This is a genomic window from Yersinia vastinensis, assembly GCF_044905075.1.
GTDB lineage: Bacteria > Pseudomonadota > Gammaproteobacteria > Enterobacterales > Enterobacteriaceae > Yersinia > Yersinia vastinensis.
Window position 1 is genome coordinate 991,965 of sequence record NZ_CP173260.1, and the last position, 25,903, is coordinate 1,017,867.

A 25,903-nucleotide genomic window follows, 5' to 3' on the forward strand; every position below is an offset into this window, starting at 1 on the left:
TTTTTTTTATTTGTTCTTTTCCCCCCGATTATCAGTGTGCTCTTAGATAAAAACCCGCCAGAATTATAGTATCCTGTTTGCACCTTTCTTAATCATTGTTCATTGACTTATAGGGAAATAGACATGGGTTATCGCGCACTGCGTGCTCTTTTTCGTGGGTTATTTCGTGTCACCATTGAGGGTGTCACTGACCAGTTCTCACATCAAAAGCTGATTATTACACCGAATCATGTCTCTTTCCTTGATGGTGCTTTATTAGCCCTGTTTCTGCCAATCAAGCCTGTGTTCGCCGTTTATTCCAGTATTACGGAAAGTTGGTATATGCGCTGGTTGAAACCTTATGTGGATTTTGTTGCGCTTGACCCAACCAAGCCCATGGCAATCAAACACTTGGTTAGATTGGTAGAGCAGGGGAGGCCGGTGGTTATCTTTCCTGAAGGGCGCATCACTGTCACTGGTTCTTTAATGAAAATCTACGACGGTGCTGCATTTGTTGCTGCTAAATCAGGGGCTACAGTTGTTCCAGTCCGCTTAGAAGGCCCTGAGTTTACTCATTTTGGGCGGCTCGGCGATGTGTTAAAAGTCCGCTGGTTCCCGAAAATCAGTATTCATGTCTTGCCGGCCACGACATTGCCTATGCCACAGGCCCCACGCGCTCGTGATCGCCGGGTGCTTGCGGGTGAGCGCTTACATGCCATTATGATGGCGGCGCGGATGACGGTTCAGCCAAAAGAAACCTTGTTTGAAGCACTATTATCAGCTCAAACCCGCTACGGGCGCTTTAAACCTTGCATCGAAGATATTTCATTTAAAGAAGATAGTTATCAAACTCTGCTGAAGAAAATCCTCGGTGTCAGTCGTATCCTGCAACGTTTCACTGTACCGGGGGAGCATGTCGGCATGCTGTTACCGAATGCGACTATCACGGCGGCTGCGATTTTTGGTGCTTCCGTGCGCGGACGTATTCCAGCACTTCTTAACTACACCGCGGGTGCCAAAGGTCTGAGCAGTGCTATCACCGCAGCGTCATTGAAGACCATTGTCACCTCACGTCAGTTTCTGGAAAAAGGCAAATTAACACATTTGCCGGAACAGGTGACACAAGCCAACTGGGTCTATCTGGAAGATTTGAAAGATACTGTCACGCTTGCGGATAAGTTGTGGATTTTATTCCATTTATGTTTCCCACGCCGAGCAATGGTGCCACAGCAGGCTGATGACAGTGCCTTGATTTTGTTTACCTCAGGTTCAGAAGGTCATCCTAAAGGGGTGGTGCACTCACACGCTAGCTTATTGGCGAATGTCGAACAGATCCGCACCATTGCAGATTTCACACCGCGTGACCGCTTTATGTCCTCTTTGCCACTGTTTCATGCTTTTGGTCTGACGGTTGGGTTATTCACCCCCTTGATGACTGGCAGCCGTGTATTTCTTTACCCCAGCCCGCTGCATTATCGGGTGGTGCCTGAACTGGTGTATGACCGTAACTGCACCGTATTATTTGGGACGTCAACCTTCTTGGGTAACTATGCTCGTTTCGCCCATCCTTATGATTTTGCTCGCTTGCGCTATGTGGTCGCCGGAGCCGAGAAGTTAGCTGATAGCACCAAACAGATTTGGCAGGACAAATTTGGTATTCGTATTCTGGAAGGGTACGGTGTGACGGAATGTGCACCGGTGGTGGCGATTAACGTGCCAATGGCAGCCAAAGTGAATACTGTTGGCCGTATTTTGCCGAGTATGGAGTCCCGGCTGATTCAGGTCCCGGGCATCGAAGATGCTGGGCGGCTGCAACTGCGTGGCCCCAATATCATGCGCGGCTACCTCCGAGTAGAGAATCCCGGTGTGCTGGAACAACCCTCGGCTGAAAATGCTCAGGGTGAGCAGGAAGCGGGTTGGTACGATACTGGAGACATTGTTGCCATTGATGAACAAGGGTTCTGCGCCATCCGTGGCCGAATGAAACGCTTTGCTAAATTGGCTGGAGAGATGGTCTCACTGGAGAGTGTCGAGCAGTTGGCGCTACGCCTCTCCCCTGAGGGACAACATGCGGCAGCCACGAAAGCAGATAGTGCCAAAGGCGAAGCCTTGGTGCTGTTTACCACGGACAGCGAGATAACCCGCGAAAAATTGAGCAAAACCGCGCGGGAAAATGGTGTGCCGGAGCTGTACGTGCCACGTGATATTCGCTTCGTGAAAGCCTTACCTCTGCTGGGGAGCGGTAAACCTGACTTTGTGACGTTAAGTAAAATGGCTGAAGACCCGGAGATGAGTGTATGAGTCAGCAAGCATTAGCAGAGAAACCACTACTATCCCGAGGAATGATTGCCGTACTTTGCGCGCAGTTTTTCTCCGCTTTTGGCGACAATGCGCTACTTTTTGCCACATTGGCATTAATTAAACAGCAGCTATATCCCGATTGGAGTCAGCCAATTTTACAAATGGCTTTTGTCGCGACCTATATCATTCTGGCACCTTTTGTCGGGCAATTTGCCGATAGCTTTGCCAAAGGGCGAGTCATGATGGTGGCGAACGGCCTGAAGCTGGCTGGCGCACTGGTTATTTGCTTTGGCTTCAACCCATTTCTGGGATATAGCCTAGTGGGCGTGGGCGCTGCGGCCTATTCACCGGCTAAATATGGCATTTTGGGCGAAATCACCTCTGGTGAGCAATTGGTGAAAGCCAACGGCATGATGGAAGCTTCAACTATTGCCGCCATCTTACTGGGTTCGGTCGCCGGAGGTGTGCTGGCCGATTGGCATCTGGTGGTGGCTTTGGGTGTTTGTGCGCTGGTTTATGCCATCGCCGTGGTTGCCAATATGTTTATTCCGCGGTTAGCGGCTGCGCGTTCGGGGAGTTCATGGCGGCCAAAGGCAATGACCAGCAGTTTTTTTGCCGCTTGCCGAATTTTGTGGCGTGATGGCGAAACCCGTTTTTCATTGGCGGGAACTAGCCTGTTTTGGGGGGCAGGGGTAACACTACGTTTCCTGCTGGTATTGTGGGTGCCGATTGCGCTGGGGATTACCGACAATGCCACTCCCACACTGTTAAATGCCATGGTCGCTATTGGGATTGTGCTGGGGGCCGGTGCTGCAGCTCGCTTTGTCACACTGAAAACCGTAAAACGCTGTTTACCTGCGGGTGTGTTGATTGGCGTGGTGGTCGCTATTTTTGCCTTGCAACACAGTATGCCGATGGCGTATTTACTGCTGATTATTATCGGGATTTTAGGCGGATTTTTTGTTGTTCCTCTTAATGCTTTATTGCAGGAACGCGGCAAACAGAGTGTCGGGGCAGGTAATGCTATCGCCGTGCAAAATTTGGGTGAGAACACCGCGATGTTGTTGATGCTGGGGCTATTCTCGGTTGTGGTGAAACTGGGTGTGCCAGTTATCGCTGTGGGTGTTGGTTTCGGCGTGGTCTTTGCTCTGGCGATAGCATTACTCTGGGGCTGGCAGTGGCGGCAACTGCGCCGTAAGGCGACGGAATGACTCGATAATAAAAAGGCCGCAGCAGCGGCCTTTTTGCTCTTTAAACATGGGTAGAATTAAGGGGCTGGAATAGTAAAACGAGTATGAATCTCTTCCAGCCCATCCAACACTTCCTGACTCAACACCACATTTTGGCTATCAATGTTACTTTTCAGTTGTTCCAAAGTCGTCGCGCCCAACAAGGTGCTGGCAACAAAGGGTTGTTGGCGTACGAAAGCCAGCGCCATTTGCGCCGGATCTAATCCGTGACGTTTTGCGAGAGCAACATATTCAGCTACCGCTAATTGGGCTTGTGGCCCGGTATAGCGAGTAAAGCGGCTAAATAAGGTATTACGCGCCCCAGCGGGTTGTGCGCCATTGAGATATTTCCCGCTCAACGTCCCAAATGCCAGACTAGAATAAGCCAGCAACTCAACACCTTCGTGCTGACTAATTTCAGCTAGGCCAATTTCGAAGCTGCGATTAAGTAAACTGTATGGGTTTTGAATTGAAACGATACGCGGTAAGTCATGTTTTTCTGCTAATTGCAGATAACGCATAACACCCCAAGGTGTTTCATTCGAGACACCGATATAGCGAATTTTACCGGCCCGCACCTGTTCATTCAGGGCTTCCAGTGTCTCAAGCAATGTGACAACGGCGGTCTGCTCGCTGTAGCGATAATTCAACTTACCAAAACAGTTGGTTTCCCGCTGTGGCCAATGTAACTGGTAAAGATCAAGATAATCGGTATTGAGGCGTGTAAGGCTAGCATCCAGCGCAGCGCGGATATTTTTCCGGTCCAGTGCCATATTCGGGCGAATCGGTTGATCGCTCCCGCGTGATGGCCCGGAGACTTTGCTGGCTAAAATGATTTTTTCTCGGTTTCCGCGCGCTTTGATCCAGCTACCAATATATTGCTCGGTTCGCCCTTGAGTCTCTGGTTTTGGCGGCACGGGGTACATTTCTGCGGTATCTATCAAGTTAATACCAGCTGCAACGGCATAATCCAGTTGAGCATGGGCATCGGCTTCACTGTTTTGTTCACCAAAAGTCATGGTGCCCAGACCCAGCAGGCTTACTTCTAATGAACTGTGGGGAATACGATGATATTGCATTGCCGACCTTCCTTAATGTCTGAAATTATCAGGCCATACCCTGCGTACCTGACGGTGCAACGCCAATAATTTGGGTATAAGTCAATTCCGACTATAACGAAGCACTGCGGCAGGGGGAAGAGCGCAAGGCGAAAGTGCAGTAAAAAGCGATAAACGGGCACGGCAATGCGCGCCCGGAGAGAATGATGTTGCTCTATTTTTTGGTGGACTGATTTTTTTTCCCACGCATGAGATTCAAGGTTTCGACGCCCATGGAGAAGAACATGGCGAAATAAATGTAACCTTTTGGAATGTGAATTTGGAAACTTTCCAGCATCAACGTGAAGCCAACCAAAATCAGGAAAGACAATGCCAGCATTTTGACTGAGGGATGACGATTAACAAACTCCCCAATCGGCCTGGCAGCAAACATCATCACGCCTACAGATATCACGACAGCAGCCATCATAATAAACAGATGGTCTGATAGCCCAACGGCGGTTATCACCGAGTCTAGGCTGAAGATAATGTCGAGCAGCATGATTTGCACAATAGCGGCGAAGAAAGAGCTGACATTACTGGTGTGCTCAGTATCACTGCCTTCAATGGTTTCATGGATTTCTTTACTGGCTTTCCAAATCAGGAATAGCCCCCCGAGCAGCAGAATCAGATCCCGCATAGAGACACCGTGACCGGCCACAGTAAACAGTGGTTCAGTTAGGCGAATAACCCAGGCAATAGAGGCAAGCAGTGCCAGACGCATGAGCATTGCCCCCGCTAAACCTAAACGGCGGGCTTTGTTCTGTTGTGCTTTGGGTAATTTTGCGACCACCAAAGAGAGGAAGATTATATTGTCTATCCCAAGAACAATCTCGAGAATAGTTAACGTGCCCAGCGCCAACCAGGCATTTGGATCGGCAATCCATTCAAACATTGCGCCTACACACCTTACGGAAACACAAAAATACAATTATACGCTTTTATTTATTAATCGGTACATATCCTAGGTAATTGCTATTGTTGCCAGACAATCAATAAGCGAATTCTGCGTTACAGTAAAAAGTGTCGGGCTAACATTGGGCCTGTGAACGTTTTTTTCAGATAAAAGCCGCGGGGCAGCGTCATTATAGGCTGGCCTTGCTCGCCAATGGCTTCCGTCAGTGCACGACTGTTGGCCGCTTTCGGGCGCAGTTGTAATACTTCGCCGTGGCGTGCAGTAATGGTTTCGACTTTTCCCAGAACGATAAGATCCATTAACTCTTCCCAATCGCGTCGCAGCAGTTCTTCCTCTTCTTCATTCGGGCTCCACAGTAAGGGCGCGCCGACTCTGCGTTCAGCTAAGGGGATTTGTCGCTCCCCTTCCACAGGCACCCACAATACTCTGGCTAACTTGTGTCGCACATGGCTGCTTTCCCAAGTGATACCACTGTTGCCCGTCAACGGGGCAACGCAGACGAAAGTTGTCTCCAGTGGCTTACCTTGCGCACTAATAGGAATCGTTTTCAGCTCGATACCGATATCCGCAAAATCCTGTTCAGGTTTACTGCCGGCGCTAGCTCCCAGATAAAACTCCAACAACATGCCAACCCAACCCTTTACACGTTTTAGGTCCGCCGGAATAACCCATTGCGCTTGAGCCGCTAGTTCGCCAAGAGTAAAACCTGACAACGCTTGAGCACGCTGTAAAAGCTGATGTTCATCAGTGGGTGGTGCTGGAGGCAGTGAATAAACAGACATGGATAAAAACCTGCTAAAGTCGGTTAAAAAACAAGCTGAAATAAAAGTGACTGTAGATGTATTGTTGTTCAGTACGGCAGAAATGAATAATAGCATGATTTAACGGAAGTTTTCTTTCCTTCCGCTCAGGAAATGCTTTTATTCTGACTATCTTGTGCACTTGTTGACAGGAATAATGAACAGGATCTTACACCTATTTATCCACAGATTTATGGGATAACCTCAGTAAATCACGATCACTGGTTCAATTTACAGCCTTGACGGCAGGTTTTTTTGCGAGTTTCACTCTTTTTTGCATAACTTTACCCCATTATCTGTGGATAAAAACCACATTGATGGATCTTTAGCCAGTGCCAGATCTAAAACGGATATAGATCACATTTTTGTTGGGTGGATACCTGTGGGAAACCTGTTATTTTATTGAAATTAATCATTTATTTTTTTTTATATTTTTGGCGTATAATAACGTTAAAATGAGTTGTACCTGCTTTTCCCTAGAGTTCTGCACACCTATATCCACAGAAAAAGTGAATAAAATAGAGCAAGTAGCCCCTAGGGTGTTTATAACTTTGCTAATATCTGTGAGTTATCCCAAAGTTGTCAGGTTTTGCTGGCGGATAAGCAGTGGTTTACCGCCTGTTACTAGTGTGAAACAATCAGGGTATCTTTGAGTATTAAGCTTATCGAGGTAGTCCGGTGATCGATGATGATGGCTACCGCCCGAACGTGGGTATTGTAATTTGTAATCGGCAGGGCGAAGTGTTGTGGGCCAGGCGTTATGGTCAGCACTCTTGGCAGTTTCCTCAAGGGGGAATAAACCCCGGAGAGACGCCAGAGCAGGCTATGTATCGCGAACTTTTTGAAGAGGTAGGACTTAACAAAAAGGATGTCCGAATTCTGGCTTCAACTCGTAACTGGTTACGTTACAAATTACCAAAGCGTTTGGTGCGTTGGGATACAAAGCCGGTATGCATCGGCCAAAAACAGCGATGGTTTCTACTACAGTTAATGTGTAATGAAGCCGATATCAACATGCAACGCAGTAGTACCCCGGAGTTTGATGGCTGGCGCTGGGTCAGTTATTGGTATCCGGTGCGTCAGGTGGTGTCTTTTAAACGTGATGTTTATCGTCGCGTAATGAAAGAGTTTGCGCCAACCGTAATGCCTGTGCAGGAGGCCGCTCCGCCACGGGTGCCGCCCGCTTATCGCCGTAAAAGAGGTTAAGTTAAGCCGATCATGCTCACGCGTTTGCGAGAAATAGTTGAGAAAGTGGCGATGGCAACCAGCCTAACGGATGCGTTAGAGCTGTTGGTCAATGAAACCTGTCTGGCGATGGACACGGAAGTCTGCTCGATTTATCTGGCAGACAATGACCGCCGTTGTTATTACCTGATGGCGACACGGGGTTTGAAAAAACCCCGTGGTCGCACTATTACACTGGCTTTTGACGAAGGTATCGTCGGGCTGGTAGGGCGTTTGGCCGAGCCAATTAACTTGGCTGATGCACAGAGCCACCCTAGCTTTAAATATGTTCCCCAAGTTAAAGAGGACCGCTTTCGTGCGTTTCTCGGGGTGCCTATTATTTATCGCCGCCAATTACTTGGTGTGCTGGTGGTTCAGCAACGTGAGCATCGTCAGTTTGATGAGAGCGAAGAGTCGTTCATGGTCACGCTGGCGACACAACTGGCTGGCATCCTGTCTCAATCTCAGCTTAATGCGATTTTTGGTCAATACCGCCAAACCCGAATCCGCGCACTGGCTGCAGCCCCCGGCGTTGCGGTAGCTGAAGGCTGGCAAGATACTTCACAGCCTTCCCTCGATTTAGTTTATGAAGCTTCGACACTCGATCCTGCTCTGGAGCGTGAACGTCTGACTCAGGCATTGGAAGAGGCTGCGGCTGAATTCCGCCGTTTCAGTAAGCGCTTTGCCGCCAGCTCACAAAAAGAGAGCGCGGCAATTTTCGATCTCTATTCTCACTTGCTCAATGATGCCCGCCTAAAACGCGAGCTTTTCGCCCAAATTGATGCCGGTTCTGTGGCTGAGTGGGCGGTTAAGCAGGTGGTTGAGCAATTTGCCGCACAATTTGCCAGCCTACAAGATACCTACATGCGCGAGCGTGCCAGTGATTTACGCGCACTGGGCCAGCGTTTGTTATTCCATCTCGATGATAGCACCTCAGGGGCCAGTCAATGGCCCGCGCGCTTTATTCTGGTGGCCGATGAGCTAACTGCCACGCTATTAGCTGAGGTCCCGCAGGATCGTCTGGCGGGTGTGGTGGTAAGAGACGGTGCAGCTAACTCTCATGCCGCCATTTTAGTGCGCGCCATGGGGATACCGACCGTAATGGGTGCGGATATTCAACCTTCGCTGCTTAATCAGCGTCTCTTGATTGTCGATGGTTATCGTGGCGAGGTGCTGGTTGATCCTGAGCCAGTGCTGGTTAAAGAGTATCAGCGGCTGGTTACTGAAGAGATCGAGCTGAGTAAACTGGCGGAAGATGATGTTGAACAACCGGCAGCCCTGAAAAGTGGTGAGCGAGTTCAGGTTATGCTTAATGCGGGTCTTAGCCCGGAGCATGAACAGCTACTGGGTGGGCGGGTTGATGGTGTTGGTCTGTACCGTACCGAAATCCCTTTTATGCTGCAAAGTGGTTTCCCATCAGAAGAAGAACAAGTCGCACAGTATCAAGGTATGTTGCAGCTTTATCCCAATAAATCGGTCACGCTAAGAACGTTGGACATTGGTGCCGATAAACAGCTGCCTTACATGCCTATCAGCGAGGAGAATCCTTGCCTAGGTTGGCGTGGTATCCGCGTTACGCTGGATCAGCCGGAGATCTTCTTGATCCAAGTCAGAGCGATGCTTAGGGCTAATGCAGGAACCGGTAATTTAGGTATTTTATTACCGATGGTCACCAGCCTGGAAGAGGTCGATGAAGCAAAACGCCTCATTGACCGCGCCGGGCGTGAAGTTCAGGAAGTTCTGGGTTATGAATTGCCACAGCCTAAATTGGGTGTGATGGTTGAAGTGCCGGCGATGATTTTCATGCTGCCTTACCTAAAATCGCGGGTGGATTTTATCTCGGTTGGCACCAATGACCTAACACAATACCTGCTGGCGGTGGATCGCAATAATACCCGTGTGGCTTCACTCTATGACAGCCTACACCCTGCGGTGTTGCAAGTGCTCCGTCATATTTTGACTCAAGCGACACAGTCCGGTCTTCAGGTGAGTTTGTGTGGTGAAATGGCCGGTGACCCTATGGGCGCGTTATTACTGATTGGGCTGGGTTATCGTAATCTCAGTATGAATGGCCGCAGTGTGGCACGAATTAAATACTTGCTGCGCAATATCGAGTTAGCGGATGCACAAGCCTTAGCCGAGCGAGTATTAGCCGCTCAAATGACGACGGACGTGCGCCATCTCACGGCAGCATTTATGGAGCGAAGAGGGCTGGGCGGGTTAATCCGAGGCGGGAAATAATTCTTTTTCCTTAGCGCTGTTGGCTGCTCTTGTTTACCCGAGTCACTGCGTTGAGCCAAGGATTCTCTTGTACAGGGGAGCATTGTTTACAGAACTTTTCTCCAAGCGGCTTTCCAGACACACTCTGCCCTATGCTATTATGCGCTACCTGTAGCCCTAACTGGGCAAGAACAATAGACATTTCGTGGTGATAGATGAGCAATAGCTATCTGGCGTTTCCAACATTTGATCCGGTCATTTTCTCCATTGGCCCAGTTTCCCTTCATTGGTATGGCCTGATGTATTTGGTGGGTTTTGTCTTCGCCATGTGGCTGGCAGTTCGTCGGGCCAATAAGCCCGGTAGCGGCTGGACCAAAGAAGAAGTCGAAAATCTCCTTTACGCCGGGTTCCTTGGGGTGTTTGTCGGTGGGCGTGTCGGTTATGTCCTGTTCTATAACTTGCCGATGTTCCTCGATAATCCACTGTATCTGTTTAAGGTATGGGATGGCGGCATGTCATTCCACGGCGGCCTGATTGGTGTTATCTGTGTGATGCTGTGGTTCGCCCGCCGCACTAAGCGCCATTTCTTCCAAGTTGCTGACTTTATTGCGCCTTTGATTCCGTTTGGTCTAGGTGCCGGTCGTCTGGGGAATTTTATCAATGGCGAATTATGGGGCCGAGTGACCACCGATACCCCGTGGGCAATGCTCTTCCCGACCTCGCGTGGTGAAGATATTGCGATTGTTGCTGCCGATCCCGCAAAATGGCAGGCGATATTCAATCAATACGGTGTATTGCCACGCCACCCTTCACAACTGTATGAAATGATCCTTGAAGGGGTGGTGCTGTTTATCATCCTGAATCTGTTTATACGTAAGCCGCGTCCGATGGGCAGTGTTTCCGGCTTGTTCCTGATTGGCTATGGTGTGTTCCGTATTATCGTGGAATGTTTCCGCCAGCCAGATGCGCAACTTGGTTTGTTCGACGGCGTGATCAGCATGGGGCAGATATTATCTGTACCTATGATTCTGGCCGGTATCATTATGATGATTTGGGCGTATCGCCGTCCTACGCAACAACTTTCGTGAGGTAACATGAAACAGTATCTGGATTTGATGAAAAAAGTGCTGGCAGAAGGCACACCTAAAGATGACCGTACCGGAACCGGGACTGTATCTATCTTTGGGCATCAGATGCGTTTCAATTTACAAGACGGCTTCCCGCTGGTGACCACCAAACGTTGCCATCTGCGCTCCATCATCCATGAGCTGTTATGGTTCCTTAATGGCGATACCAATATTGCTTATCTGAAGGAGAATAACGTCTCAATTTGGGATGAATGGGCAGATGAAAACGGCTCACTTGGCCCGGTGTATGGCAAGCAATGGCGTGCATGGGGGGCTGCTGATGGCCGTAAAATTGACCAACTCAGCAATGTAGTGCAGCAATTGAAGCAAGACCCTAACTCCCGCCGTATCATTGTTTCTGCGTGGAATGTGGGTGAGCTGGATCAAATGGCACTGGCGCCTTGCCATGCTTTCTTCCAGTTCTATGTTGCTGATGGCAAGTTGTCTTGCCAGTTGTATCAGCGCTCTTGCGATGTGTTCCTTGGCTTGCCATTTAACATTGCCAGCTATGCATTACTGGTGCATATGATGGCGCAGCAATGTAATTTGGACGTGGGTGATTTTGTCTGGACTGGGGGCGATACGCACCTATACAGCAACCATATGGAGCAAACACAGCTGCAATTGAGCCGCGAACCACGGGCATTGCCAAAGCTGATTATCAAACGTAAACCTGAGTCATTGTTTGATTATCGTTTTGATGATTTTGAAATTGAAGGATACGATCCTCATCCGGGAATCAAAGCTCCCGTTGCTATCTAGATATTGCTGATTCTGACCGGAGCTGTGATGGCTCCGGTTTTATATTTTTATCCTTCACTACTTCACTACTTCACTACTTCACTACTTCACTACTTCACTACTTCACTTCTGAGCGACTCCGACTCCTCACCTTTGGTAATAATTGCGAGCCACCCCGCAAGCTTTGCTGAATTTCTGTCGTCATAAATAAAGTTTTGCGCACCTTTCCTAAGCTTGATAACCCGTGGCTGGAATTTGAATTCCAGCGCCGTAAACTCGCGGGATGAAAATAAATACATCACAATATTCCCTACGTCTTATAAGGAATAATGCCCTTATAAAACAAAAAGGTATCAGCCTTATTGAACTACTACTGGTTATTGCATTGGTTGGAGCAATGGCCACATGGGGAGCGCAAAGTTGGCATCATTATCGACAACGAGAGAGGCTCGTGGATAGCGCTCGGCAGTTACTGGCCTTCTTAACGCACATGCAGGCAGGGGCTAATCGTGGTAACTACACGGCACTATTATGGGTACAGCCTAATGGGCGGGGGTGCTTAGGTAGGGGTAATAAACCTTTAACCCACTGTTCTTCAATCACAAACTCAATATTTATCCCCCCTTATCCTGATGTGGTTCTTACGATTGCCTTGAAAAAAGAAATAGGTTTCTTTGGTGTGAGGAACACGGCACAAGCAGGGAATATCATCCTCAGTAACCCCGTTGGGCGCATCAGACTGATTATTTCCAGCCGTGGGCGGATGAGGCTGTGCAGTGAAGAACAATCGATGGCAGGTATTCATGTATGCCAATAATAACCAAAGAGTCAGTAATATCAGGCCATTTTTTACCGAGATATATGACGGGTTTTACCCTGCCGGAAATGATGCTGGCATTGAGTATAGGTAGCTTGATTATGATGGCCGCGACGCAGGCCTTCCCTAAATTGCATCGGCAAATTTCACTATTGCAGCAACACTACCATCTGGAGTTAGCACTAAGTCAGGTTATGGCTGCGCTGGAAAAAGATCTGCGACGGGCAGGGTTTTGTCATGGTGAGTGTCAGGGAAAAGCGATGACAACACATCATTATCCGGGAGAAACAACAAATTCGTGTTTGATTATGGCTTATGACCTTAACCGTAATGGCCGATGGGAAGGGGAGAAACATTCGGAGTCTGAATATTTTGGTTATCGCCTACGCAATAAAGCATTAGAAGGCCAGCGCGGTGAATTGAATTGTTCGAGCCGTGGTTGGGAAAAACTGTTTGATCCGCAAGAGATTACGGTTACACACTTTTCTGTTGATCACTGGTCTCAGCTAACCTCAGGAAAGGTTTATAGGGTGAAGTTGGCCGGGCAACGAACGGGTAATCCGGCAATTCATCATCAGCTCACTTATACGATTCGCGGCAATAACCTATGAAACTGAATCGTCAACAAGGGGCGAGCACCTTGGCTGCCGTCGCCACACTTTTTGCCCTTGGTTTGTTTCTGCTGTCAGCGTTACACCGGCAATTAGATAATATTCAGCAAATTACAGCTGAGGAGCAGCACCATTTAAGGGCTTTTAATCAGGCGACATCATCATTGAATTGGGGGATAAAGCAGCGCTGGGTATTTGCTATGCCGTGGCGAGCTGGGGCTACTTGGTTATGCAATGAGCATCAACAATATGGTTTGAAAGCCTGCCTTAAACCGGCTTCACTGGCTGGTTATTTTATCCTCAGGGGCGAGAGCCAAGGTTTTAATATCCCGTTGATACTGTATCAACGCGTCAAACTGCATACAGAGAAAGATCATGATGATGGCTATCAATTGGTTAAGGCCCCACATGGTTGGTTGGATTTTTGCCCTGACAAGGATGACCAATTTTGTATTTACTGAAAGCTCCTTATCCGCGCCTACTGGCTAAATCCTCATCCCACCCACATGGGCAACAGGGGTTTAGTTTGCCGGAAGTGCTTATTGCTGCATTATTTTTCACGGTTTCACTATTGGGATTACTGCAATACCATCAGGCGCTTTTGCAAGGGTTCTCCGCTTTATGGCAACAGCGCCAGGCATGGTCTTGGCTTAATCAACATATTGAGAGTGGAGCAGATAATATCCCCTCAAAGCAGTTGAACTCTGAATTGGCACCTAACTGGCACTATCAGCAATCGATGGCTAGGGTTGATGGGGAGTGTACGGAGCTTAATTTTACGCTAACAATACCACCAACACGACGGGCAAAATTAAGTCGCTGGTTTTGTTCTTAGAGAGGTGAGCACTCATGCGGCATCAGGCGCGAAAGCGGGATAATGAAGATAACCTATTGCGCTCACTTATTATCAAGCTAGAGTATTAAACCTCAGGATGCATCCGAAAGTGATAATGAGCTGATTTAATCATTTATGGATATTTTCCACTGTGCCTAAAGGGAGTTGTCATGTTCACGGTCTATCATTCTAATCAACTGGATTTGCTCAAAGCGCTCACCACCGCGCTGATAGAACGAGAGCCGTTGGATAACCCTTTCCAGCAAGAAGTGGTGCTGGTTCAAAGCCCTGGAATGGCGCAATGGTTGCAAATGCAACTGGCACAGCAATTTAGCATTGCAGCCAATATTGAATTCCCATTGCCCGCAACCTTTATCTGGGAGATGTTTACCCGTGTATTACCGGGGATCCCGAAGGAAAGTGCATTTAGTAAAGATGCAATGACATGGAAGCTGATGTGGTTACTGCCTGATTTATTGGAAAATCCGGCATTCTCTCCGATGAAACGCTATTTAAGTGATGATGGTGATAAACGCAAAATTCATCAACTTGCCGCCCGTGTAGCTGACCTTTTTGACCAATATTTGGTGTATCGTCCAGAGTGGCTTGAGAGCTGGGAGCGTGGTCAACTGATTGACAATTTGGACGATGCCCAGCAGTGGCAAGCCTTATTGTGGGTCGAGCTTACGCGCTATACCCGTGAGTTGGAGCAACCGGAATGGCATCGCGCCAATCTATATCAGCGTTTTATCCGCACCCTACTCGAGTCTGATGTATGCCCAGCAGGGCTACCCAAACGGGTATTTATTTGCGGCATATCTGCATTGCCCCCTATCTATTTACAGGCTTTGCAAGCGTTGGGTAAACACATTGATATCCACCTGATGTTTACTAACCCATGCCGTTATTTCTGGGGTGATATTCAGGATTATGCCTTTTTGGCGAAACTGCAAAGCCGCAAACGCAGACATTACCGTGAGTCGATAGACGTAAAACTATTTCGGCACCCTGAACAGGCAGAACAGCTATTTAATGCTGAGGGTGAGCAAGACCTGAGTAACCCGCTACTGGCTTCATGGGGCCGGCTTGGGCGAGATCATATGTATTTATTGTCTCAGGTTGATGAGATCCAAGAGGTGCATGCTTTTGTTGATATCGATCCGGATAATTTATTGCATGGTATTCAGCACGATATGCTGGAATTAGAAGATAGCGCCATTATTGGTACCACACCGGAAACCTTAGCCCGCAGTGACCAGAAACGAGAATTACAACTGAGTGACCGCTCACTCAGTCTGCATGTTTGCCACAGTCCGCAACGCGAAGTCGAAGTTCTACAAGATAATCTATTGAAATTATTAGCAACTGACTCAGAACTGACTCCACGTGACATCATCGTGATGGTGGCGGATATCGATAGTTATACCCCTTATATTCAGGCCACATTTGGCAATGCTACAGGGGATCGCTATTTACCGTTTGCGATTTCTGACCGTAAAGCCAGTCAGGCCCATCCCGCGCTCCAGGCGTTCATTACGCTATTGGATTTACCTCAGAGCCGCTTCACATCTGAGCAAGTATTAGCATTGTTGGAAGTCCCCGCCTTAGCGAACAAATTTAGTATTACTGAAGATGGATTACGCCGCTTGCGGCAGTGGGTTGGGGAGTCAGGTATCCGTTGGGGATTGGATGATGACAATGTGAGGGAGCTGTCCCTGCCTGCAACCGGCCAACATACTTGGCAGTTTGGTATAACTCGCATGTTGTTGGGTTACGCCATGGACAGCACCGCGGGGGATTGGCAGGGGGTTCTGCCTTATGACGAATCTAGCGGTCTAGCCGCAGAACTCGCCGGGCAATTGGCTGATATGTTGATGCAACTTAGTCAGTGGCGACAGCAATTAAGTGAACCTCGTGCGCTGTGCGAATGGTTACCACTTTGTCGTCAATTATTGGACACCTTCTTCGAGTCCGATGCAGAAACAGAAGCCGTTTTGGTTTTGATTGAACAGCAATGGCAGAAAGTTATCAGCTACGGTATTGCTGCCCAATATCCCGATATCGTGCCACTGAATCTGTTGCGTGATGAACTGGCTTCGCGTTTGGATAATGAGCGAATCAGCCAACGCTTCCTCGCCGGGCCGATCAACTTCTGTACATTGATGCCGATGCGCTCCATCCCATTTAAAGTCGTGTGCTTATTGGGAATGAATGATGGCGTCTACCCACGAACACTGCCGCCGCTGGGTTTTGACTTAATGGCAAAACAGGTTCGCCGCGGTGATCGTAGCCGTCGTGACGATGATCGCTATCTGTTCCTTGAAGCGCTGCTCTCTGCTCAGCAACAGCTTTATATCAGTTATATCGGGCGTTCTATTCAAGACAACAGCAAGCGCTACCCTTCAGTGCTGGTCAGTGAATTGATTGAATATATCTCACAAAGCTATCATTTGCCGGGAGATGAAGCACTCAGTGCAGATGAAAGTGCCAAGCGCGTTATCCGCCATTTACTCTGCTGGCATGCTCGGATGCCATTTTCCGCAGAAAACTTTATTCAAGGCAGTGAATTGCAGAGTTATGCTGCGGAATGGCTGCCCTCTGCTGAGTCTAAAGGGCAGGCACATCCACAATTTAATCGGCCATTACCGCCCGAACACTTACCTGAAATCACATTGGATGAATTAATTCGCTTCTATCGTCATCCAGTTCGAGCATTCTTCCAACTGCGCTTAGGGGTTAACTTTGTGATTGAAGAAACAGAGCTACCCGATGAAGAGCCATTTACCTTAGATAATCTTAATCGCTACCAGTTTAATACTCAGTTGCTCAATGCTCTGATAGAGGACAGTGACATCACCACGGTGTTCTCCCGCGCCCGCGCGGCAGGCAGTCTTCCTTATGGTGCCTTTGGTGAGCTGTATTGGGAAAGCCAGCAAGAAGAAATGGTGCCATTGGCAGAACAAATTCGGGCCGAACGTAAAGAGAACCAGAGTATTGAGTTGAATATTGAATTGGGTGAAACCACGCTTACCGGATGGATTCATCAGATTCAGGAGGATGGGTTAATTCGTTGGCGGCCTGCGGCACTTACTGCTGTCGATGGACTTTTGTTATGGATTGAGCATTTAGTGTATTGCGCGGCGGGGGGAGAGGGCGAAAGCCGGATGTATGGGCGTAAAGGAACCGGGTGGCGCTATCCTTGTCTGAGTGCCGACGAAGCTCGGCAATATTTGCAGCAACTCATTACCGGCTATCAGCAAGGCATGTGCGAACCTCTGCTTCTGTTGAGCAAAAGTGGTTGGGCATGGTTGAGCCAATGCTTTGATCGTGAGTCTGGCCAGATCTTGTGGGATGAAGAAACACAAACGAAAGCCCGGATGAAACTGTTACAAGCGTGGCAAGGTGATCAGCGGATCGCTGGTGAAGGTGAGGATCACTATATACAAAGGGTTTTCCGCCTGATGGATAACCAACATCTCGACATGATATTACACGAAACTGAACGTTATTTATTACCGATAGCCCGTCATAATAAGGCGTGAGAATTGCTCATTAGCAAAGCAAGCTATTCAATACAAGAAGCCGGGTATGTGCTTTAGCGGCGATTTTAGGGGTTAGGGGAGAAACGGAATGCATAAACAGTTTGCCCGGTTCATTGGCATATTTTTCTTATTGGGTTTGTTAGCTCCACTGAGTTGGGCTAAAACACCTGCATGGCAACCACTGGCAGAAGCTATTCACAAAAGTGAACATGATCTGCGCAAATATCAGGCAATAAAATTGCCTAATGGTATGACTGTACTGCTTGTTTCTGATGAACAAGCACCAAAGTCTTTGGCGGCTGTTGCATTACCTGTCGGATCACTGGAAGATCCCAATAACCAACTGGGTTTAGCTCACTATTTAGAGCACATGTTACTGATGGGATCTAAGCGTTTCCCTGAACCCGGCAGTTTCTCTGAGTTTTTGAAGAAACATGGCGGTAGCCATAATGCGAGCACGGCCTCTTATCGAACCGCCTTCTATCTTGAAATTGAGAATGATGCCTTGGCCCCAGCGGTTGACCGTCTGGCCGATGCCATTGCTGAACCACTGTTAGACCCGATTAATGCTGATCGTGAACGTAATGCGGTGAATGCTGAATTAACGATGGCCCGCTCCCGAGACGGCATGCGAATGGCACAGGTTAATGCTGAAACTCTTAATCCAGCGCACCCGAGCGCACGTTTCTCTGGCGGTAATCTAGACACCCTTAAAGACAAGCCAGATGGCAAATTACATGATGAGCTACTGAGTTTCTATCATCGTTACTACTCTGCCAATCTGATGGTGGCTGTACTGTATAGTAATCAGCCTTTGGAGCAGTTAGCGCAATTAGCGGCTGATACTTTCGGCCTTATTCCAAATAGAGATGCGACAGTACCGCCGATTACAGTCCCGGCGGTCACTCCCGATCAAACTGGCATTATTATCCATTATGTCCCGGCCCAGCCTCGTAAGCAGTTAAAAGTAGAGTTTCGCATTGAAAACAACAGTGCAGAGTTCCGTAGCAAAACAGATACCTATATTAGCTATTTGATTGGCAATCGTAGCAAAGATACGTTGTCTGACTGGCTACAAAAACAAGGTTTGGCAGAGGCAATTAATGCCGGTGCAGACCCCATGGTTGACAGAAATGGCGGTGTATTCTCCATTTCAGTCTCACTCACCGATAAAGGCTTGGCGCAGCGTGATGTCGTCGTAGCAGCCATTTTTGATTACATCAACTTGCTGCACAAAGAGGGCATTAAACAGAGCTATTTTGATGAAATCGCCCATGTCTTGAATCTGGACTTCCGCTACCCCTCAATTACGCGGGACATGGATTACATTGAGTGGCTGGTGGATATGATGCTACGAGTACCTGTAGCACATGTGCTAGACGCGCCTTATCTGGCTGATAAGTACGATCCTAAAGCCATTGCAGCTCGGCTGGCTGAAATGACGCCAGAAAATGCCCGTATCTGGTTTGTTAGCCCTGATGAACCGCACAACAAAGTCGCTTATTTCGTTGATGCCCCCTATCAGGTGAATAAAATCACTCCGCAAGAAATGCAAGAATGGCAGACGCTGGGGAAAGGTATCCAACTGAACTTACCCGCACTGAACCCTTACATTCCGGATAGCTTCTCTTTAATTAAAGCTGACAAAAATATTACCCGGCCACAGAAAGTGGCAGAACAACCCGGCTTGCGAGTGTTTTATATGCCAAGTCAGTATTTTGCTGACGAACCGAAAGCCGATATCTCAGTAGCTTTTCGCAATCCTCATGCATCGGATACCGCTCGTCATCAGGTATTGTTTGCCTTGACGGATTATCTTGCTGGCCTGTCACTCGATGAATTGAGTTATCAGGCATCTATCGGGGGGATAAGCTTCTCGACTGCACCGAACAATGGTCTGTATGTCAGCGCAAATGGTTTCACACAGCGAATGCCACAGCTGCTGACCTCCTTAATGGAGGGTTACTCCGGGTTTACACCAACAGAAGAGGAGCTCATACAGGCTAAGTCTTGGTATCGCGAACAACTGGAAGTTGCTGAGAAAGGCAAAGCCTATGAACTGGCTATTCAACCCGCTAAGTTACTGTCTCATGTTCCCTACTCAGAACGCACTGAACGGCGCAAATTGTTGGATACCATCAGTGTGCAAGATGTTGTGGCCTACCGTGATGCTTTGCTTAAACAATCTGCAATGGAAGTTCTGGCTGTAGGCAATATGACCGCCCAACAGGTAACTGATCTGGCTGAGTCGTTGAAAAAACAACTGAGCCTCACTGGTAACACTTGGTGGACGGGTGAAGATGTGGTGGTTGATAAGGCTCAGTTAGCTAACATGGAACGGCTTGGCAGCAGCTCTGATGCTGCTTTGGCAGCGGTCTATATTCCGACTGGATATACCGAGATTAAAGGGATGGCCTACAGTGCCTTGTTGGGGCAAATTGTTCAGCCGTGGTTTTATGATCAACTACGGACAGAAGAGCAACTGGGCTATGCGGTATTTGCCTTCCCAATGTCGGTTGGCCGGCAGTGGGGCTTGGGCTTCTTGCTGCAAAGTAACAGTAAGCAACCTGATTATCTCTATCAGCGCTATTTGGCTTTCTATCCACAGGCTGAAAAGCGCCTGCGTGACATGAAATCGGCAGATTTTGAGCAATATAAGCAGGGGTTAATTAACCAATTACTGCAACGCCCACAAACGCTGGATGAAGAAGCCAGCCGTTACAGTAATGATTTTAACCGCAATAATTTTGCGTTTGATAGCCGTGAGAAAATGATTGCTCAGGTGAGGCTCTTGACCAACACTGCGTTGGCAGATTTCTTCCAGCAAGCCGTCATCAAACCGCAAGGCTTAGCGCTGCTTTCTCAAGTTAAAGGCTTAGGACAAACAACGGGTGGGTATGCAGTGCTTAAGGGTTGGACAACCTATCCAACAACCTCTGCCTTGCAAGCAACCCTACCGCAGAAGGTATTGGCTCCATGACATCAATCACTCCCCAGCGGCTGGAGCCGCTAACGCTCCCCTTGTATGGTGAGAGGCTGATTGAGGCTTCTGCCGGTACGGGTAAAACTTTTACCATTGGGGTTCTTTATCTCAGATTGTTGTTGGGCCTAGGTGGGGAGGCTGCGTTTCGACGCCCCCTAATGGTTGAGGAAATCTTAGTGGTGACCTTTACCGAAGCGGCAACAGAAGAGTTAAGAGGGCGAATTCGCGACAATATTCATGAGTTGCGTATCGCGTGCGTGCGGGGAGTCAGTGATGATCCAATGCATAAAGCTTTATTAGCTGAAATTATCGATCTGGGCGAGGCCGCAGCACAGTTGCTAGCGGCAGAGCGCCAGATGGATGAAGCGGCTATTTACACGATTCACGGCTTTTGTCAGCGAATGCTGGCGAACAATGCATTTGAGTCCGGCATTTTATTTGAACAAACATTAGTGCAGGATGAGCTACCACTACGTAGACAAGCTTGTGCTGATTTCTGGCGGCGTCATTGTTATCCACTGCCCTTGGCTATCGCTCGAGCGGTCAGTCAGGAATGGAGCGGGCCAGAGGCTCTACTCAAAGACCTTTCTGCATATTTGCAGGGAGAGACCCCAAAGTTTCGTCAAGCGCCGGGTGATGATGAAACGATACTCAGTCGACATCAGCAAATCGTGGTGCAAATTGATACAGTTAAAGAGCAATGGCGTACCGCGGCTCATGAGTTAGAGGCATTGATTAGTCACTCTGGTGTAGATAAACGCAGCTACAGCGCTAAACATTTACCTAATTGGCTAGAAAAAGTCGGGATTTGGGCAGAACAAGAAACGGGTGATTATCAATTACCCAAAGAACTGGAAAAATTTCGCCAGTCAGTATTATTTGAAAAAACGAAAAAAGGGGCCGCCCCCCAACATGCTTTGTTCAGTGCGATAGATCAGATATATGAACAGCCGCTGACCTTAAGGGATCTAATTTTAGCCCGAGCGATTAGTGAAATACGCACTAGCGTCCAGCAAGAGAAACGGCAACGAGCAGAATTGGGGTTTGATGACCTACTCAGTAAACTGGATACAGCATTACAGCAAGCGGGTGGGGAGCTACTGGCGCAAACCATTCGTACCCGTTACCCCGTAGCAATGATTGATGAGTTCCAGGATACCGACCCCCAACAATACCGTATTTTCCACACTCTTTATGGTGGGCAAAGCGATTGCGGCCTATTACTGATTGGGGATCCTAAACAGGCGATTTACGCTTTCCGTGGAGCAGATATTTTTACTTATATTCGTGCTCGTTCAGAAGTAAGTGCCCACTATACACTGGAGACTAACTGGCGTTCATCTTTCCCGATGGTGCAATCAGTCAACAGGCTTTTTAGTTTGGTCGATGTTCCTTTCTTATTTGAACAAATTCCTTTTATCAATGTGACACCGGCTGAAAAAAATAGTCAATTGTCATTTGAAATTAAAGGGAAAAAACAACCAGCGCTATCTTTCTGGTTACAGCCGGGAGAAGGTGTTGGGGTTAGTGAATACCAACAATTAATGGCGCGCCAGTGTGCGGCTCAAATCCGTGAATGGTTAACTGCAGGCCAGCAAGGGCTGGCCCAATTAGTCACGGGTAAAAGCTCAAAGCCGGTTCAGGCGTCGGATATCACCATATTAGTACGCAGCAGGGCAGAAGCGGCTTTGGTGCGTGATGCGCTAAGCGCATTAGCCATCCCATCAGTTTACTTGTCCAATCGTGACAGTGTATTTGATACGACAGAAGCCAAAGATTTACTGTGGTTATTGCAGGCGGTGCTTGCCCCTGAGCAGGAACGGGCACTACGCAGCGCTATGGCGACCGGCATCTTAGGGCTGGATGCCAAAATGTTGGATGAATTAAACCACGATGAGCGAGCTTGGGATGCTTTAGTTGATGAATTCGATCGCTATCGCCAACATTGGCAGCATCGTGGCGTGTTGCCAATGCTACGTGAGATAATGGCCCGCCGTCATTTAGCTGAAAATTTGCTTGCTACCCCCGGTGGTGAGCGTCGGTTGACAGATGTGTTGCATCTAGGGGAATTATTGCAAGAGGCGGCATCACAACTTGATAGTGAGCACGCACTAATCCGCTGGCTAGCACAACAAATAGCACAGCCAAATCACCAGTCAGATAACCAACAATTACGTTTGGAAAGTGACCGCCATTTAGTGCAGGTCATTACTATCCATAAATCGAAAGGGCTGGAATATCCGTTGGTATGGCTGCCTTTCGTGGGCAATTTTCGTCAGCAGCAAGATGTGCTCTATCATGACCGCCACAGTTTTGAAGCATTATTGGATCTGAATGCCGACGATGAGAGTCAAGCCTTGGCGGAAGAAGAGCGCTTGGCGGAAGACCTACGGCTATTATATGTGGCACTCACTCGTGCGGTTTATCATTGTAGCGTGGGTATTGCTCCGCTGATTAAAGGCGGGCGAAAAAAGCAAGGCGACAGTGATATGCACCTCAGTGCCTTGGGCTATCTGGTACAACAAGGTAAAGCAGGTGATGCACAGTATCTGGCCGACAAACTCACAGAGCTGGCGACACTTGCTGGAGGGGATATCTCGGTTTCACCCGCCGGGCAACTAAGTGAGACTCCTTGGCAGCCACAGCCGGAGGAAGTTCCTTCCCTTGCTGCTCGTCACTTTAACCGACAAATACAAGATTACTGGCGCGTGACCAGTTATTCCGGTCTACAGCAGCATGGCTCCAGCAAAAATAGCCTATTACCGGCATTGAATGTGCCTTTACAGGAGTTATTACCCCGGCTGGATACCGATGCTGCTGGCGAGCAAGCACTGATAACCGAGCCCCATTTAACCCCGCATACTTTCCCTCGCGGCGCAGCACCGGGGACTTTCCTGCATGATTTGCTTGAGCCATTGGATTTTAGTCAACCCATTGAGCAGGAGTGGCTTTCCGAACAATTACAGCAGCAAGGGTTTGGTGAGCAATGGTCACCTATGTTGTATCAGTGGCTAAATGACATTGTACACGTCCCACTTAATGAAACCGGTGTGACACTGGCGGAGTTAACACCACAGAGCAAACAAGCGGAATTACAATTTTATCTGCCCATTGACACGCTGCTACAAGCCCGAGAGTTAGACACCTTAATTAAACACTACGATCCACTCTCTCGTCAGTGCCCGGTATTGGATTTTCAGCAAGTCCGTGGGATGCTCAAAGGGTTTATTGACTTGGTTTTCTGTTGGCAAGGTCAGTATTACTTATTGGATTACAAATCCAACTGGCTGGGAGAAGACAGCAGCGCTTACACCGTGGAGGCGATGACCCAAGCCATGGCTGAACATCGCTATGATCTGCAATATCAGCTTTATACCTTGGCATTACACCGCTATTTACGTCATCGGTTAGCCAGCTATGACTATCAACGTGATTTTGGTGGCGTCATTTATCTCTTCCTGCGTGGTATTGATAAGCAACATCCGGGTAACGGCATTTTTAGTTGTCGCCCAGCGCAGGAGTTGATTGAAGGAATGGACAGTTTATTCAGTGGATTTACCTCGGTAGATGAGGGGACATCAATATGATGATGCTACTGGAGCAAGCTGTTCGAGACCATTTACTACGTCCTCTGGATGTCCAGTTCTCACGTATGATAGCTGCTGATAATGACCCTATGCTGCAATTAGCCGCCGCTATTCTCAGTGCTGAAGCTGGGGCGGGGCATGTGTGCTTGCCATTAAGCTATTTACAGGCGGATGAGTTATTTGGTGGGCGGCAACCAGAGCTATCGCAAGCGCTATGGCAGGCGGCGGGAGCGCCAGATAAATTGCGTTGGGCACAAGTACTAAATAACGCGCCTGCGGTCAGTGATGGATCGCAGCCAACACCGCTCGTCCTACATAATGACCGTTTGTATTTGCAGCGGATGTGGCAGTACGAGGGGGATGTGGTGCGCTTTATTGCCAGTGATAATGCCGCTTCATTCATCAACGAAACCAGAGTAGTAAATGAAACGTTATTGAGAGAAACCCTTGATAACCTCTTTGGGAAGGCTGGCCCTGAAATTGATTGGCAAAAAGTGGCCGCCGCCGTCGCAGCCACACGTCGAATTTCAGTCATTTCTGGTGGGCCGGGCACGGGCAAAACGACCACAGTCGCAAAGTTATTGACCGCACTGATACAACTTAGCCAAGGGCAACGGTTACGTATTCAACTAGCAGCCCCCACTGGTAAAGCCGCGGCACGCTTGACCGAATCACTGGGCAACGCTATTCGGCAACTTCCACTGACTGATGATGAGCGCAAGTTATTTCCTGAACAGGCCTCTACTTTGCATCGTTTGCTAGGGGCTCAACCTAACAGCCAGCGCCTACGTTATCATCAAGGTAATCCATTAAGCCTTGATGTGCTGGTGGTTGATGAAGCCTCTATGGTGGATTTACCCATGATGGCGCGGCTTATTGCTGCATTACCAGAGAAGGCTCAGGTGATTTTTCTTGGTGACCGTGATCAGTTAGCTTCCGTTGAGGCGGGGGCGGTACTGGGCGATATTTGTCGCTTTGCTGAATTAGGCTATAGCAGCACTCGAGCGGCACAATTAGCACGCTTAACAGGCTGTACGCTGGCGGGTCAAATACCTATTGGTGATGTGCAGAGCGATACAGTCAATGTCCGTGATAGTTTGTGTTTGCTACGCAAGAGTTACCGTTTTGATGAAAAATCCGGTATTGGGCAGCTTGCTTTGGCCGTGAATGCAGGCAAATATCGGGACGCATTATCCGTTTTAAATGGGGCACATTCTGATATCGAGCATTTTTCTCTCGCTGACGCCGATGAGTATCAGGCATTGCTGGAAGACTGTGCTACTGGTTATCAGCACTATCTTCAACTGGCGACCACCGGCGCGCATGCTGCTGATGTGTTATCAGCATTTGGTCGTTATCAGTTATTGTGTGCATTACGTACTGGGCCATTTGGTGTCAGTGGGCTAAATGAGCGGGTTGAACAGTTATTGCATCGTAAGCGCTTAATTGAACGCCCCGTAGGGCCATCAGGGCGCTGGTATGTCGGTCGGCCTGTCATGATTGGGCTTAATGACAGTGCTCTTGGTTTGTTCAACGGTGATATTGGTATTGCGCTAATTGACGGTGAGGGGGAGCTGCGAGTGCATTTCCAGTTGCCAGACGGCAATATAAAATCAGTACAACCCAGCCGCCTTCCTAGCCATGAAACTGCTTATGCGATGACCGTGCACAAGTCTCAGGGGTCGGAGTTTGAGCATACAGCGTTGGTATTACCCAATACTTTTATGCCAGTGTTGACCCGAGAGTTAGTTTACACCGCGATAACACGCGCCCGACAGCGCTTAACGCTGTATTGCAGTGAGGCGGTATTGAGCCATGCGATACGCACACCAACTCTTCGCCTTAGTGGATTGGTTGATCGTTTGAATGCGCTGAAGAAATAATACTAAGGGGG

Annotated in this window: 17 protein-coding genes; 14 read left to right on the forward strand and 3 right to left on the reverse strand. The window is 48.5% G+C overall.

Annotated features, from left to right (window positions below; genetic code table 11):
- Positions 1-123: 123 nt before the first annotated feature.
- Positions 124-2,280, forward strand: a complete 2,157-nt coding sequence (gene aas / locus ACIOG0_RS04515) for a bifunctional acyl-ACP--phospholipid O-acyltransferase/long-chain-fatty-acid--ACP ligase (RefSeq protein WP_050098078.1) — start codon at positions 124-126, stop codon at positions 2,278-2,280.
- Positions 2,277-3,491, forward strand: coding sequence for a lysophospholipid transporter LplT (lplT, locus tag ACIOG0_RS04520; protein WP_050296104.1), 1,215 nt, complete (start codon positions 2,277-2,279; stop codon positions 3,489-3,491). The genes aas and lplT overlap by 4 nt, the downstream gene beginning before the upstream one ends.
- 56 nt (positions 3,492-3,547) lie before the next feature.
- Here the strand turns inward: lplT and ACIOG0_RS04525 are convergent, their stop codons facing one another.
- The 3 genes from ACIOG0_RS04525 to mutH form a co-directional block, all read right to left on the reverse strand.
- Positions 3,548-4,588, reverse strand: a complete 1,041-nt coding sequence (locus tag ACIOG0_RS04525) for an NADP(H)-dependent aldo-keto reductase (protein WP_050098080.1) — start codon at positions 4,586-4,588, stop codon at positions 3,548-3,550.
- Positions 4,589-4,781: 193 nt separating this feature from the next.
- Complete coding sequence (locus ACIOG0_RS04530; RefSeq protein ID WP_050098081.1) at positions 4,782-5,501, reverse strand: TerC family protein; 720 nt, start codon at positions 5,499-5,501, stop codon at positions 4,782-4,784.
- Positions 5,502-5,617: 116 nt separating this feature from the next.
- Positions 5,618-6,304: a DNA mismatch repair endonuclease MutH gene (mutH, locus tag ACIOG0_RS04535; RefSeq protein WP_050140280.1), complete on the reverse strand. Its 687-nt coding sequence runs from the start codon at positions 6,302-6,304 to the stop codon at positions 5,618-5,620.
- A 696-nt stretch (positions 6,305-7,000) separates the two neighbouring features.
- Here mutH and rppH point away from each other — a divergent pair.
- From rppH to recD, 12 genes are all read left to right on the forward strand, one after another.
- Positions 7,001-7,528, forward strand: a complete 528-nt coding sequence (gene rppH / locus ACIOG0_RS04540; protein ID WP_005165374.1) for an RNA pyrophosphohydrolase — start codon at positions 7,001-7,003, stop codon at positions 7,526-7,528.
- Positions 7,529-7,540: 12 nt separating this feature from the next.
- Positions 7,541-9,787, forward strand: a complete 2,247-nt coding sequence (ptsP, locus tag ACIOG0_RS04545) for a phosphoenolpyruvate--protein phosphotransferase (protein WP_050098083.1) — start codon at positions 7,541-7,543, stop codon at positions 9,785-9,787.
- 194 nt (positions 9,788-9,981) lie between these two features.
- A complete protein-coding gene (gene lgt, locus ACIOG0_RS04550; protein ID WP_050098084.1) occupies positions 9,982-10,854 on the forward strand; it encodes a prolipoprotein diacylglyceryl transferase in 873 nt (290 codons plus the stop codon).
- Between the two features lie 6 nt (positions 10,855-10,860).
- Positions 10,861-11,655, forward strand: a complete 795-nt coding sequence (gene thyA, locus ACIOG0_RS04555; RefSeq protein ID WP_050098085.1) for a thymidylate synthase — start codon at positions 10,861-10,863, stop codon at positions 11,653-11,655.
- Positions 11,656-11,917: 262 nt separating this feature from the next.
- Entirely contained in the window at positions 11,918-12,451 is a 534-nt protein-coding gene (locus ACIOG0_RS04560; protein ID WP_050098086.1) for a prepilin peptidase-dependent protein, read from the forward strand.
- Positions 12,442-13,062, forward strand: coding sequence for a prepilin peptidase-dependent protein (locus ACIOG0_RS04565; protein WP_050098087.1), 621 nt, complete (start codon positions 12,442-12,444; stop codon positions 13,060-13,062). The genes ACIOG0_RS04560 and ACIOG0_RS04565 overlap by 10 nt, the downstream gene beginning before the upstream one ends.
- Positions 13,059-13,523 carry a YgdB family protein gene (locus ACIOG0_RS04570; RefSeq protein ID WP_050296105.1) on the forward strand — a complete coding sequence of 155 codons (465 nt, stop codon included), beginning with the start codon at positions 13,059-13,061 and terminating at the stop codon, positions 13,521-13,523. The genes ACIOG0_RS04565 and ACIOG0_RS04570 overlap by 4 nt, the downstream gene beginning before the upstream one ends.
- Positions 13,511-13,897: a prepilin-type N-terminal cleavage/methylation domain-containing protein gene (locus tag ACIOG0_RS04575; RefSeq protein WP_050296106.1), complete on the forward strand. Its 387-nt coding sequence runs from the start codon at positions 13,511-13,513 to the stop codon at positions 13,895-13,897. The genes ACIOG0_RS04570 and ACIOG0_RS04575 overlap by 13 nt, the downstream gene beginning before the upstream one ends.
- A 170-nt stretch (positions 13,898-14,067) precedes the next feature.
- Positions 14,068-17,439: an exodeoxyribonuclease V subunit gamma gene (gene recC / locus ACIOG0_RS04580; RefSeq protein WP_050296107.1), complete on the forward strand. Its 3,372-nt coding sequence runs from the start codon at positions 14,068-14,070 to the stop codon at positions 17,437-17,439.
- Between the two features lie 88 nt (positions 17,440-17,527).
- On the forward strand, positions 17,528-20,419 hold the full coding sequence (gene ptrA, locus ACIOG0_RS04585; RefSeq protein ID WP_128451565.1) for a pitrilysin: 2,892 nt from the start codon (positions 17,528-17,530) through the stop codon (positions 20,417-20,419).
- Positions 20,416-24,009 carry an exodeoxyribonuclease V subunit beta gene (recB, locus tag ACIOG0_RS04590; protein WP_128451564.1) on the forward strand — a complete coding sequence of 1,198 codons (3,594 nt, stop codon included), beginning with the start codon at positions 20,416-20,418 and terminating at the stop codon, positions 24,007-24,009. The genes ptrA and recB overlap by 4 nt, the downstream gene beginning before the upstream one ends.
- Before the next feature lie 2 nt (positions 24,010-24,011).
- Entirely contained in the window at positions 24,012-25,892 is a 1,881-nt protein-coding gene (recD, locus tag ACIOG0_RS04595) for an exodeoxyribonuclease V subunit alpha (protein ID WP_404705044.1), read from the forward strand.
- Positions 25,893-25,903: the final 11 nt, after the last annotated feature.